General features: G+C 70.4%; 15 protein-coding genes. 4 read left to right on the top strand and 11 right to left on the bottom strand.

Features of this window, described 5'->3' with window-relative positions:
• The 9 genes from VFX99_RS04820 to VFX99_RS04780 form a co-directional block, all read right to left on the bottom strand.
• Window positions 1-306, bottom strand: a 306-nt coding sequence (locus tag VFX99_RS04820; RefSeq protein ID WP_329665179.1) for a CinA family protein, incomplete at its 3' end; no start/stop codon positions are given.
• On the bottom strand, window positions 303-878 hold the full coding sequence (pgsA, locus tag VFX99_RS04815) for a CDP-diacylglycerol--glycerol-3-phosphate 3-phosphatidyltransferase (RefSeq protein WP_329665178.1): 576 nt from the start codon (window positions 876-878) through the stop codon (window positions 303-305). The genes VFX99_RS04820 and pgsA, both read right to left, overlap by 4 nt.
• Before the next feature lies 1 nt (window position 879).
• The gene (locus tag VFX99_RS04810) at window positions 880-3,531 is read right to left on the bottom strand and encodes an FtsK/SpoIIIE family DNA translocase (RefSeq protein WP_329665177.1); all 2,652 of its coding nucleotides are present in this window, start codon (window positions 3,529-3,531) and stop codon (window positions 880-882) included.
• 73 nt (window positions 3,532-3,604) lie between these two features.
• Window positions 3,605-4,096: a GNAT family N-acetyltransferase gene (locus VFX99_RS04805; protein WP_414684318.1), complete on the bottom strand. Its 492-nt coding sequence runs from the start codon at window positions 4,094-4,096 to the stop codon at window positions 3,605-3,607.
• A gap of 43 nt (window positions 4,097-4,139) precedes the next feature.
• A complete protein-coding gene (locus tag VFX99_RS04800) occupies window positions 4,140-5,816 on the bottom strand; it encodes a ribonuclease J (RefSeq protein WP_329665175.1) in 1,677 nt (558 codons plus the stop codon).
• Between the two features lie 72 nt (window positions 5,817-5,888).
• Window positions 5,889-6,866 carry a 4-hydroxy-tetrahydrodipicolinate synthase gene (gene dapA, locus VFX99_RS04795; protein ID WP_329665174.1) on the bottom strand — a complete coding sequence of 326 codons (978 nt, stop codon included), beginning with the start codon at window positions 6,864-6,866 and terminating at the stop codon, window positions 5,889-5,891.
• A 64-nt stretch (window positions 6,867-6,930) separates the two neighbouring features.
• Window positions 6,931-7,698, bottom strand: coding sequence for an SDR family NAD(P)-dependent oxidoreductase (locus tag VFX99_RS04790; RefSeq protein ID WP_329665173.1), 768 nt, complete (start codon window positions 7,696-7,698; stop codon window positions 6,931-6,933).
• 10 nt (window positions 7,699-7,708) lie between these two features.
• The gene (locus VFX99_RS04785; RefSeq protein WP_329665172.1) at window positions 7,709-8,251 is read right to left on the bottom strand and encodes a dihydrofolate reductase; all 543 of its coding nucleotides are present in this window, start codon (window positions 8,249-8,251) and stop codon (window positions 7,709-7,711) included.
• A complete protein-coding gene (locus VFX99_RS04780) occupies window positions 8,248-9,057 on the bottom strand; it encodes a thymidylate synthase (protein WP_329665171.1) in 810 nt (269 codons plus the stop codon). The genes VFX99_RS04785 and VFX99_RS04780 overlap by 4 nt, the downstream gene beginning before the upstream one ends.
• Before the next feature lie 106 nt (window positions 9,058-9,163).
• On the opposite strand from VFX99_RS04780, the gene VFX99_RS04775 reads away from it, so the two are divergent.
• From VFX99_RS04775 to VFX99_RS04760, 4 genes are all read left to right on the top strand, one after another.
• Window positions 9,164-9,601 (top strand): thioredoxin family protein, encoded by a 438-nt coding sequence (locus tag VFX99_RS04775; RefSeq protein ID WP_329665170.1) that lies wholly within the window; start codon window positions 9,164-9,166, stop codon window positions 9,599-9,601.
• Entirely contained in the window at window positions 9,594-10,109 is a 516-nt protein-coding gene (locus tag VFX99_RS04770) for a DUF4395 domain-containing protein (RefSeq protein ID WP_329665169.1), read from the top strand. Before VFX99_RS04775 ends, VFX99_RS04770 begins: the two co-directional genes overlap by 8 nt.
• A gap of 103 nt (window positions 10,110-10,212) precedes the next feature.
• Window positions 10,213-10,638 carry an OsmC family peroxiredoxin gene (locus tag VFX99_RS04765; RefSeq protein WP_329665168.1) on the top strand — a complete coding sequence of 142 codons (426 nt, stop codon included), beginning with the start codon at window positions 10,213-10,215 and terminating at the stop codon, window positions 10,636-10,638.
• Window positions 10,631-11,551 (top strand): TIGR01777 family oxidoreductase, encoded by a 921-nt coding sequence (locus tag VFX99_RS04760; RefSeq protein WP_329665167.1) that lies wholly within the window; start codon window positions 10,631-10,633, stop codon window positions 11,549-11,551. Before VFX99_RS04765 ends, VFX99_RS04760 begins: the two co-directional genes overlap by 8 nt.
• Here VFX99_RS04760 and VFX99_RS04755 read toward each other — a convergent pair.
• A complete protein-coding gene (locus VFX99_RS04755; RefSeq protein WP_329665166.1) occupies window positions 11,548-11,997 on the bottom strand; it encodes a hypothetical protein in 450 nt (149 codons plus the stop codon). The genes VFX99_RS04760 and VFX99_RS04755 overlap by 4 nt on opposite strands.
• A partial coding sequence (locus tag VFX99_RS04750) for a 4-hydroxy-tetrahydrodipicolinate reductase (protein WP_329665165.1) occupies window positions 11,994-12,668 on the bottom strand: 675 nt, incomplete at its 5' end. The genes VFX99_RS04755 and VFX99_RS04750, both read right to left, overlap by 4 nt.

Below are 12,668 nucleotides of genomic sequence, written 5' to 3'. Positions count from 1 at the left end.
GACATCCGCAACCACTCCGTCGTGCGCGGCCAGCTCGCGCACGCCCACGGCCATCTGGCCGGCCACATCCGGATGGACCGGACCCTCCGCAGCCAGGAGGTCCGCATCGACGCCGAGGAGGCTGTGCTTGAGGTCCGTGGCGTACGCGACGACGCCACCGCGCAACGACGAGGAGGCGCCGGGAATCGAGACGAGGGAGGCCAGCACCAGCCCGCCGGTCAGCGACTCGGCGACAGCCACGCTCCACCCCCGTGCGGCGAGGCCTGCCAGCAGCGCCGATGCCGCGTCACGCGCGGCATCCGTCATGCTGCCGTGCTCCGCCCTCGGCGAGCGCCGCGCAGCTCGGTGACGACGTAGTCGACGCCGCTCGCGACGGTCAGCGCGACGGCGATCGTCATCGTGACGCCGTTGACCCAGAAGATCCAGTCGCCGACGAGAGTCCACAGCGGCAGGAGTGCGAGCGAGAGCGCCACGGCCTGCGCGACGGTCTTGAGCTTTCCCATCCACGCGGCGGCCACGACGTGGCTGCTGGACACGACGAGGCGGTGGACGGTGATGCCCACCTCGCGGATCAGGACGACGACCGTGATCCACCACGGCAGCTCACCGAGGATGGACAGCCCCACGAACGCGAAGCCCGTGAGGACCTTGTCGGCGATCGGATCGAGCAGCTTGCCCAGATCCGTGACGATGTCGTACCGGCGTGCGATCCACCCGTCGATGCCGTCGGTCGCGATGGCGAAGATGAACAGCCCGGCCGCCCACCAGCGCAGCGGTCCGTCCGCACCGCCGTCGACGAGCAGCAGCCAGAGGAAGACGGGCGCGAAGAGGATGCGCACGATGGTGATGGCGTTGGGCAGCTGCCGCGGAACGGCCATGTCAGTCGCGTCCCGTCAGGCCCCAGGCGTCTTCGTCGCCGTCCGCCTCGACGACCGGGCGGCCGTCGAACTGGGCGTCGACCGGATCCGCCCGCCCGGCCCGGGCCTCGTCGCCGCGGAGACGTGCGAGCACATCGGGAAGCTGCTCGACGCTGACCAGCACATCTCGTGCCTTGGAGCCCTCGGACGGGCCGACGATCTCGCGGGATTCGAGCAGGTCCATGAGCCGGCCCGCCTTGGCGAAGCCGACGCGCAGCTTGCGCTGCAGCATCGAGGTGGAGCCGAACTGCGTCGAGACGATGAGCTCGGTCGCCGCCAGCAGCAGTTCGAGGTCGTCGCCGATGTCGGCGTCGATCTCCTTCTTCTCGGCAGCGACCGCGACTTCGCGGTACTCCGGCCGCGCCTGGGCGGTGACGTGCTTGACGACCTTCTCGATCTCGTCCTCGCTGACCCACGCACCCTGCACGCGGATGGCCTTCGACGCTCCCATCGGCAGGAACAGCGCATCGCCCTGCCCGATGAGCCGGTCGGCGCCGGGCTGATCGAGGATGACGCGCGAGTCGGTGACGCTCGTCACCGCGAAGGCGAGACGGGAGGGCACGTTCGCCTTGATCAGGCCCGTGACCACGTCGACGGACGGACGTTGGGTGGCCAGGACCAGATGGATGCCGGAGGCGCGGGCCAGCTGCGTGATGCGGACGATCGAATCCTCGACGTCGCGCGGGGCGACCATCATGAGGTCGGCGAGCTCGTCGACGACCACGAGGAGATACGGGTAGGGCCTCAGGACGCGCTCGCTGCCGGGCGGCAGCACGACTTCGCCGGCGACGACCGCGCGATTGAAGTCGTCGATGTGGCGGTAGCCGAACGACGCCAGGTCGTCGTACCGCATGTCCATCTCCTTCACGACCCACTGCAGCGCCTCCGCCGCCTTCTTGGGGTTCGTGATGATCGGAGTGATCAGGTGCGGCACGCCTGCATAGGAGGTCAGCTCGACGCGCTTCGGGTCGATGAGCACCATGCGGACGTCGGAGGGCTTGGCCTGCATGAGCAGGCTCGTGATCATCGAGTTCACGAAGCTCGACTTGCCCGACCCTGTGGAGCCCGCCACCAGGAGGTGCGGCATCTTCGCGAGGTTGGCCACGACGTAGCCGCCGCCGACGTCCTTGCCGACCCCGATCGTCATGGGGTGCGTGGCCTGCTGGGCCGCGGCCGAGCGCAGCACGTCACCGAGCGTCACGATCTCGCGGTCGGTGTTGGGGATCTCGACGCCGATCGCGCTCTTGCCCGGGATCGGGGCGAGGATGCGCACCTCATTCGATGCAACCGCGTACGCGATGTTGTTCTGCAGGGCGGTGATCCGCTCGACCTTGACCCCGTGACCCACCTCGATCTCGTACTGCGTCACCGTCGGTCCGCGCGAGAACCCGGTGACGCGGGCGTCGACCTGGAACTGCTGCAGGACGCTCGTGATCGCGGCCACCACCGCGTCGTTGGCCGCAGAGCGCGCCTTGTGCGGCGTGCCCGCCGCCAGCGCGTTCACCGACGGCAGGCGGTAGGGCGCGACCGGCGCATGGCGCGGACCGTCGCCGCCCAAGCCGGACAGTCCCGGAAGGACGCCGTCGTCCAGGGGCGTCGCGGTCTCGTCATCACGGATGCCGGTCTCGGACTTCTCGGCGGCACGGGCCCCACCGGCGAGCACGAGGGGATCGATCACCTCGGTGAGGGCATCGCACGGGGGCGGGGGTGGGATCGTGACCGCGGCCTGCTCGAACCCGCCCTGAACGGCGCCGGGAGCCAGCAGCTCGGTGAGGTCCTGCGACCCGATGCCGCCGTCGACGTCCTTCTCCCGACCGGTCTTGTTGCGACGCCACCACGGCAGCGAGGAGTCGCCCTCGTCCTGATCCTCGTCGGAGCCGTTGTCGGCGGTCTTCTCGCGCGGCTGCGGACGCTCGGCGTCGAACATCCACGCGTAGAGATCGCCGAGGCGGCGCCCGATGCGGTTCGGCGGGGTCTTGGTCAGGATCAGGATGCTGAGCGCCGTGAGCACGCCGAGCACCACGCCCGCGCCGATGTCGGTGATCAGCAGGGCGAGCGGCTCGCCGACCATCCAGCCGAAGACGCCGCCCGCGTCGCTCAGCGCCGGAAGCCCGTCGCGCGGCTGCGGCCGCCCGCCGCCGAGATGGCAGAAGCCGGCGAGGGACACCACGAAGAGCGTGAATCCGATGCCGATCCGGCCGTTGTCGTGCACCGAGGCCGGATGGCGGAAGAGCCAGCCCGCGAGCAGGAGCAGCAGTACCGGAAGCACGAACGCGACACGGCCGACCAGACCCCCCGCGGTGTAGGCGCTGATGTTCTCGGCCACCTCGTTGCCGATGAAGAACCATTCGTTGACGGCCCCCGCGATGGCCAGCAGCACCAGCAGGAACGGCAGGCCGTCGCGGCGCTGATCCTTCTCGAGCGTCTCGGGCCCGAAGGCGCGGAACAGCCCGCCGGTGCCGTGTGCGAGCCCCATCCAGGCACGGACCAGCAGGGGCGGCTTCTCGGCTTCCCCGACGTAGCGCTTGGGCGCCGGAGCGGGCTTGCCGGCGCGCGATGAGGACGCTTTCGCGGGCGCGCGACCATTATTGGTCGGGCTTGAGCTCCTGGCCATGCCCCCACGGTACGGCGGCAGACCGTGAATGCGCCGCAACGACTCGGCAGCGGCATCCATCCTCGCGGTCCGCTCAGCGCAGGAGCTTGACCATCGTGTCCCTCCCGATGCCGCTCTGGGTCACCGCGAACCCCTCGCTGCGATACAGGATGACCGCGAAGTTGCCCCGCTCGACGCTCAGGCTCAGCCGCCCGTAGCCGTCGGCGCGAGCCTGATCGGCGAGCGCCTGCAGGAGCGTCCGGCCCACGCCGTGCGCACGCCAGATGGAGCGCACGCCGATGATGAGCTCGGGGACGCCCGTGCCCACGTAGCCGAAGCCCGGCTCGCTGCGCGGCAGCAGCCGGTACCAGGCCGCGCCGATCGGCGTGCCGGTCGGGTCGAGCGCGACGAAGCCCGCGTCGGTGGGGCGCTTCCATCCGGAGAGGTAGCGGCTGTGCTCGGGTGCTGTCAGCACCTGGTGCCTCGGAAGCGCGGCAGCCTGCCGCCAGTTGGCTGCCTCGACGACCATGTCGCCGAGGAATGCGCCGTCGGCCTGAACGGCCGGCCGGACGCTGAAGGTTGCCATCACCGGATTTTACCGGCCGGGCGCGGCTTCGCAGGCCGCGCCGCTACGCCTCGATCACCAGGGGCACGATCATCGGCCGGCGACGCAGCTGCTGGTTGACCCAGCGGCCGATCGTTCGGCGCACGACCTGCGACAGCGCATGCGGGTCGCGGACGCCGGAGCGCGCGGCCTCGGCGAGCGCGGCGGCGATCTTCGGCTTGACGTCGTCGAACACCGTGTCGTCCTCCGCGAAACCGCGGGCGTGGATCTCCGGACCGGTGATGATGCGGCCGGTCGCGGCGTCGACGACGACGATGACCGAGATGAAGCCCTCCTCGCCGAGGATCCGGCGGTCCTTGAGGTCGGCCTCGGTGATCTCGCCGACGGTCGACCCGTCGACGTAGACGAAGCCGAGATCGAGCTGGCCGACGACGCTCGCGACGCCGTCCTTGAGGTCGATGACCGTCCCGTTCTCACCGAGGATCGTCCGATCGGCCGGGATGCCGGTGTCCTGCGCGAGTCGAGAGTTCGCCATCAGGTGGCGGAACTCGCCGTGCACGGGCAGGACGTTCTTCGGCTTCAGGATGTTGTAGCAGTACAGCAGCTCCCCCGCCGCGGCGTGGCCGGAGACGTGGACCTTCGCATTGCCCTTGTGCACGACGTTCGCGCCGAGCTTGGTGAGTCCGTCGATGACGCGGTAGACCGCGTTCTCGTTGCCGGGGATGAGGCTCGAGGCGAGGATCACCGTGTCGCCGGCGCCGGGCTCGATCTCGTGGTCGTTGTTGGCCATGCGGCTGAGCACCGCCATCGGCTCGCCCTGCGAGCCGGTCGACATGTACACGATCTGGTTCTCGGGGAGGTCGCGCGCCTTCTTGTAGTCGATCAGGACGCCTTCCGGGATGTGCAGATACCCGAGGTCCGAGGCGATCGTCATGTTGCGCAGCATGCTCCGGCCGAGCAGCGCGACCCGGCGTCCGTGCGCGGCCGCTGCATCCAGCACCTGCTGCACGCGGTGCACGTGGCTGGAGAAGCTCGCGACGATCACGCGTCGCGGCGCCTTGCCGATCACCTGGTCCAGGACCGGGCCGATGCTGCGCTCGAGCGGCGTGAAGCCCGGGATGTCCGCGTTGGTGGAGTCGACGAGGAACAGGTCGACTCCCTCTTCGCCCAGCCGCGCGAAGGCGCGCAGGTCGGTCAGGCGACCGTCGAGGGGCAGCTGGTCCATCTTGAAGTCGCCGGTGGCCAGCACCAGGCCGGCGGGCGTGCGGATCGCGACGGCGAGTGCGTCCGGGATGGAGTGGTTGACCGCGATGAACTCCAGGTCGAACGGCCCGATGCGCTCGTGCTGGCCCTCGGTCACCGTGAGCGTGTACGCCTTGATCCGGTGCTCCTTGAGCTTCGCCTCGACGAGCGCCAGCGTGAGCCCCGAGCCGATCAGGGGGATGTCCGGCTTCAGCTTGAGCAGATACGGGACCGCTCCGATGTGGTCTTCATGGCCGTGCGTGAGCACGACGCCGACCACATCGTCCAGCCGCTTCTTGATCGGCTCGAAGTCGGGCAGGATCAGGTCGACGCCGGGCTGGTGCTCCTCGGGGAACAGCACGCCGCAGTCGACGATCAGCAGCTTTCCGCCGTATTCGAAGACGGTCATGTTCCGGCCGATCTCGCCGAGACCGCCGAGCGGGGTGACCCGCAGCGTTCCGGCCTCGAGGGCGGGCGGGTCGTACACGGTGCTGGGCATCAGACACCTTCCTGGGGATGCCGGGGCATCCGCTCTCGCGTGCGCGCCCCGCTCAGCGGGTCGCGTGCCGCATCATCTTGTTGTGCCTGACACCTTGGGCAGGGCACCGCCGGCGGCGGCGTTGCGGTCAGGGCGGAAGTTGGAGAAGTCGGCGCCGGGGACGTCGCGCACGAGCGCGAGCTCGTCCTCGATCTTCGCGGCCTCCCACTCCTCAGGGCCGACCAGCGGAAGGCGAACGCGCGGGCTGCCGATGCGGCCGAGGCCGTGCAGGATGTACTTCGCCGACACGGTGCCGGGCACGTGCGTCATGACGGCGCGCACGAGCGGCTCGAGCTTCTTGTGCGCGGCGGTCGCGGCGGCCAGGTCGCCGCGGTTGACGGCATCCACGATCGCCCGGTACGGCTGGGCCGCGATGTTGGCCGTGACGCCGATGAGCCCGGTCGCACCGATCGACAGGTGCGGCAGCACGTTCGCGTCGTCTCCGGAGAAGTACATCAGCTCCGTCTGGTTCAGCACGCGGCTGACTTCGCTGAAGTCGCCCTTCGCATCCTTGATCGCCAGCACGTTGGGGTGCTTCGCGATCCGCAGGATGGTCTCGTAGCGGATCGGAACTCCGGTGCGCCCCGGGATGTCGTAGAGGATCACCGGCAGGTCGGTGGCATCCGCGACGAGCCGGAAATGGGTGAGCACGCCCGCCTGCGTCGGCTTGTTGTAGTACGGCGTGACGATCATGATGCCGTCCGCGCCGACCTTCTCGCTGGCCTTGTAGAGCTCGATCGCGTGGGCGGTCTCGTTGGAGCCGCCCCCGGTGATGATCTTGGCGCGGCCGGCCGCGACGTCCTTGCCGACCTCGACCAGGCGGATCTTCTCGGCATCGGTCAGTGTGCTGGTCTCACCCGTCGTGCCGGTGACGACGATCCCGTCAGCGCCGGCGGTGATGACGTCGTCCATGTGCTTCTCGACGGCGGGCCAGTCGACCTCGCCGTCGGCTGCCATCGGGGTGACCAGCGCGACGAGCACCTGACCGAAGGGATTGCCGGCGTGCGTCATGGCTTCAGGCTATCGGCTCGCTGCGGGGTGGTCATCCGCCGGCGCCGGCCTCCGACGCTCCCGGTCAGCGCCGCTTGCGCCCGCCCACGCCGGCGAGCACGCTCGTCGGCAGGATGCGGCTGAGCGCGACCGCGGTCTTGTACCGCAGCGTCGGCACCGAGAGGCCCTTGCCGCGGGCGATGTCGCGCAGCGCGCCGGACACGACATCCGGAGCATCGAGCCAGAGCCACGAGGGCAGACCCATCTCGCGCTCGGTCAGCCCCATCCGCTCATGGAACCTCGTGTGCGTGAATCCGGGGCAGACGGCGGTCACCGTCACACCGCGGTCCGCGTACCGGCCGTTCGCCCACCCGCTGAAGCTGATCAGCCAGCCCTTGCAGGCGCCGTAGGTCGAGAAGGGGATGAAGCCGGCCACCGACGCGATGTGGACGATGCGGCCGCCGCGCCGTTCGAGCATCGGCCCGAGGGCCGCGTGCGTCAGCCGCATCGGAACCTCGACGAGCAGGTGCAGGTGCCTCACCTCGTCGATGATCTGGTTGCGCTCGAAGTTCAGCGGCAGCCCGAATCCGGCGCTGTTGACGAGCATGTCGATCGGGCGGTCGGGGTCGGTCAGCCTGCGCACCACCTTCTGGAGCTGCGACTCGTCCAGCAGGTCGGCGGTGAGCACCTCGACGCCGACCGGGAAACGCCCGGTGAGTTCGTCGGCGACCTGCTCGAGCGACTCGCCCTCGGGTGCGACCAGCACCAGATCGGTGCCGCGAGCAGCGAGCTGGCGGGCGAACTCGGCGCCCAGCCCGGAGCTCGCGCCGGTGATCAGTGCGGTCCTGGCCATGCCGACGAGCCTAGGCGGACGCCGGCCGGTCGTACCGGAGGAAGCGGTAGCGGATGCCGCTGCGCGAGGTGTGCGCACCGATGCGGGGATCCGCGGCGGTGAGCTCGAACCCGGTGGCGTCGATTGCCGGAGCCACCACGTCGCCCGGCGCCGGTGAGAACCCGGCGGGGTGGGCGAGCTCGGTCACCTCGAGGCGGTCGGCCGTGCCGATGGTCGTGGCGAAGAGGGCGCCGCCCCCGATGACCCAGATCCACTCGGGCCCGCCCTCGACTGCCGCGCGCAGTGCCTCCTCCACGGAGTGGGCCGTCTCGGCGCCGTCCGCCGACCATCCCGACTGGCGGGTGACGACGATGTTGCGCCGCCCGGGCAGGGGGCGGTAGGCGGGAGCGATCGAGTCCCACGTGCGTCGGCCCATCACGACCGGCGATCCGAGCGTGATCCGCTTGAAATGGGCGAGGTCCTCCGGCACGTGCCACGGCATGCCACCGTCCCGGCCGATGACGCCGCCCTCCGCCTCAGCCCAGATCAGCCCGATGCGCGGGGCGTCGGTCATACCGCGACGGCCCCGCGGATCGCGGGATGGTGCTGGTAGTCCTCCAGAACGAAGTCCTCGTACCGGTAGTCGAAGATGGACTCCGGCGTCCGCGCGATGCGCAGGGTGGGCGGGGGGAACGGCTCACGCTCGAGCTGCAGCCGCACCTGCTCCACGTGGTTGTCGTAGATGTGGCAATCGCCTCCGGTCCAGACGAAGTCGCCGACGCCGAGGCCGGTCTGCTGCGCGACCATGTGCGTGAGCAGCGCGTACGAGGCGATGTTGAAGGGAACGCCGAGGAACAGATCCGCGCTGCGCTGGTAGAGCTGGCAGGAGAGGCGGCCGTCGGCGACGTAGAACTGGAACAGCGCGTGACAGGGTGCCAGGGCCATGTCCGGGATGTCGGCGGGGTTCCACGCCGACACGATGAGCCGCCGCGAGTCGGGATTGCGCCGGATCTCCGCGACGACACCGGCGATCTGGTCGATCGTGTCGCCGGTCGCGGTGGGCCAGGATCGCCACTGCACTCCGTAGACCGGGCCCAGCTCGCCCCCCGCGTCCGCCCATTCGTCCCAGATGGTCACGCCGTTCTCCTGCAGCCAGGAGACGTTCGACTCGCCGCGCAGGAACCAGAGCAGCTCGTAGGCGATCGATTTCATGTGGACGCGCTTGGTGGTCACCAGCGGAAAGCCCTGCGACAGGTCGAAGCGCAACTGGCGGCCGAAGACGCTGCGCGTCCCGGTTCCGGTGCGATCGGTCTTGACCGCGCCGTGCTCGAGCACATCGCGGAGCAGGTCTTCGTAGGGCGTCGGGATCGTCGCAGGCATCCCGTCGATGGTATCCCCTGCCTCCCACGGCCGACCTGTTACGCATCGCGCGTCATAGTCACCGGGCGGCACTCCTATTCAGCCGCAGCAGTTAGCCTGGGATGCTGTGACCCTCTTAGGCGCCCTCATCGGCCTCACCGTCCTGCTCGCAGGCACCGTGGCGCTCGGCGTCCTCCTGCAGTGGCAGCAGCGCCGACCCCGGCGGCACATCCCCCACGAGGTCGTCGAGCCGGCCCGGCTGGGCGCGGACTCGCTGGGTCGGACCGCGACGCTCCTGCAGTTCAGCACCGACCTCTGCTCGCGCTGCCCAGGGGTGCACCGCACCCTGTCGTCGGTCGCCGAGGCCCGTGAGGGAGTGCGACACCTCGACATCGATGTGACCAACCGCCCCGACATCGCGAAGCACTTCCACATCCTGCAGACACCGACCACGCTGGTCCTGGACAGCACGGGCGTGGTGCAGACCCGGTTCGGCGGGGTGCCCAACCGCGACGTCCTCGAACTCGAGCTGAACCGCCTCACCGGAGAGACCGCGGATGTCTGACCGACCCGCCGGAGCATCGGCCCGCCGCGCCGGCATCGATCCGCGCGGACCTCGCTTCGCGGCAGGGGTCACGGCTCTGCTGCTGCTCGTCGACGTGTTCCTGGGGCTCACCACGCCACTCGGAGCGACCGTCGCCGAACGCGCGCTGGATCCTGCGTTCCTGCTTCTCCTCGCGATCGCCCTGCTGTTCCTGTGGAGCGTCGTCTCGCCACGCACGGCGCCGTGGGCCGCCCTGTACCGCGCACTCGTCCAGCCGCGTCTGAAGCATGCCCCCGACCTCGAGGACCCGCGTCCGCCCCGCTTCGCGCAGGGCGTAGGACTCTTCGTCGTGACGATCGGCCTCATCCTGCACCTGGTGGGCGTTCCGTGGGCGCTGCCGATCGCCGCCGCCGCGGCCTTCGTGGCCGCCTTCCTCAACGCGGTCTTCGGGCTGTGCCTGGGCTGCCAGCTCTATCTGCTGCTGCAGCGCGCAGGCATCGTCGGCCACGAACGCCCCGCCGCGGCCTGAGGGCTCATCGGTCGGATGAGAACGGTCGCGTCCGACCATGCCCGCGGTTAGGCTGGCCCCGAGGCGCCCGGAGGGCGGGCGCACGCCGATCAGGAGGTACCCGATGACCGTCACGAGCGAAGCCACAGCCGTCTGGAAGGGTGGCCTGTTCGACGGCTCGGGCAAGGTCACCTTGCAGTCGTCGGGCAACGGCACCTTCGACGTGAACTGGAAGGCCCGCAGCGAGGGCTCCACCTCGGTGACCACGCCCGAGGAGCTCATCGCAGCGGCGCACTCCGCCTGCTTCAACATGGCGTTCTCCCTCGCCCTCGCCGAGAACGGGACTCCCCCGGAGTCGGTCGAGACGACCGCATCGGTGACGTTCACGCCGGGAACCGGCATCACGGGCAGTCACCTGAACGTCAACGCGGTCGTCCCCGGACTCGAGCGTGCGGACTTCGACCGCATCGCGGCAGACGCGAAGGCGAACTGCCCGGTCTCGCAAGCCCTCGCCGGCATCGAGATCACACTCGAGGCCACGCTTGCCTGATTCCGGCGGCGGCCCGCGGGTCGTCGTCGGAGGCGCATCGGGCCTGATCGGCTCGACCCTGGTCGACAGTCTGCGTGCGGACGGCATCCGGGTCACCACCCTGGTGCGTCGGCCGGCCGAGACCGCCGATGAGGTCGAGTGGCTGACCGACTCGGCGCCGCTCGATCCTGCGGTACTCGACGGCGCGGACGCCGTCGTGGGGCTCAACGGAGCGTCCATCGGCCGTTTCCCGTGGACGCCGCACTACAAGAGCAGGCTTCTGTGGTCGCGCATCACGCCCACCCGCGCCCTTGCCCGGGCGGTCCGCGAGCTCGGCGCCGACGCGCCGGCTTTCGTGTCGGCATCCGCCGTGGGGTACTACGGAACGGCGCCCGGGATGCTCCTGACCGAGAAGTCTCCGCGCGGCGAGACCTTCCTGGCGGATCTGTGCGGCGAGTGGGAGAGCGCGGCGCTCGCCGCCGGCGACCATTCGAGGGTTGCCTTGCTGCGCACGGCGCCGATCGTGCACCCCGAGGGGGTGCTCAAACCCCTGATGCTGCTGACGGCGTGCGGCGTCGCGGGCCCCATCGGGCGCGGCACGCAGAAGTGGCCGTGGATCTCGATCGAAGACGAGGTGCGCGGCATCCGTCACATCATCGACTCGGAGATCTCCGGTCCCGTGAACCTCGTCGGACCGACGCCCGCGAGCGCCAACGATCTGGGCTTCGCCGTCGCCGTGCGCATGAACCGGCCGTTCCTGGTGCAGGCGCCGGTCTGGGCCCTGAAGCTGGTCCTCGGAAAGGATGCGACCGAGGGACTGCTGACCAGCGATGCGGCGGTGCTTCCGACGGTTCTGGAGGCGTCCGGCTTCACCTTCACCGATCCGACCGTGCAGCATGCGGCGAATGCGGCGGTGCCGCCTCCCGCGGGCTAGGCCCGGCGTTCGGCGGACTCGAGCCGGATCGCCGTCCGGACCGCAGCGCGCGCGCGCCGCCGGTCGCCGGCCGCGTCGTAGGCGACGCCGAGCCGGTACCACGCCCGCCAGTCCTGAGGGTTCTCCTCCACGTCGGCCCGGTACGCCGGGAACACCGCGTCCGCATCCTCGCGGATGACACGGCCGCTCGGCCGCACGCTCACCTGGTCGGCGGGGACGGCCCCCTCGGCCTCGAGTCGCCGCCCGAGCCTCTCGGCACGCACGCCGAACCACAGCTCGCGGCTCAGCGCCCACGCCGCGAGAACGGGAAGGACCACGAGGGCGATGCCCATCGCGATCGCGATCGGCTCGCCGCTGATCAGCAGGAGCCACGCCCGCTGCGCCACGAGGACGATGTAAAGGGCAAGCAGCACCGCCATCAGGGCGACGCCGATGCGTGCGGTCATACGCCGGTGACGCGTGCGACCTGACCGGGCACACCGCCCTCCTCGACCGCGCGCTCCGGCGCCGGATTCGGAACGCGGATGCCGATGTCGAGGAAGCTGTCGAGCCCGACGACGACGCCTCGGGCGTCCCGCGCCGCCGCCAGCGCCACCCGGATGCCGGGGGCGTAGGCCAGCGCAGGCTCGACGGTGTCGTGGATCAGGGTGAGGGACTCGCCGGGCCCGGACAGGACGACCTCCTGCCGGGCGACGACACCGGGCCGGCGCAGCGAGTGGATGGGGACGCTCGCCACCTGCTGACCTCGGGCGCGCTGATCGACGTGCGGCGACTCGACCGGTCCGGCCTCGGCGCGCGCGGCGGCGATGAGCTCGGCCGTGCGCACCGCCGTGCCGCTCGGCGAATCGACCTTCGTCTCGCGGTGCGCCTCGACGATCTCGATCGACGGGAAGAAGGGCGCCGCTGCGGCGGCCAGGGCGGAGCCGAGGACGGAGCCGAGAGAGAAATTCGGGATGAACACGGCCGCGGTGCCCGCTGCGTCCACGAGCGGCCGCACGAGGGCGATGCGCTCGGCCGACCAGCCCGACGTGCCGACCAGGACGTTGATGCGGCGCTCGACCGCGGCGCGGACGACGTCGATCGACACGGCCGGGGACGAGGCGTCCACGACCAGATC

Origin of the sequence: Microbacterium sp. (assembly GCF_036277215.1) — a bacterium.
Taxonomy (GTDB): domain Bacteria; phylum Actinomycetota; class Actinomycetes; order Actinomycetales; family Microbacteriaceae; genus Microbacterium.
Note: the sequence above shows the minus strand (reverse complement) of the source record. Positions and strands in the feature narration are given on the sequence as shown.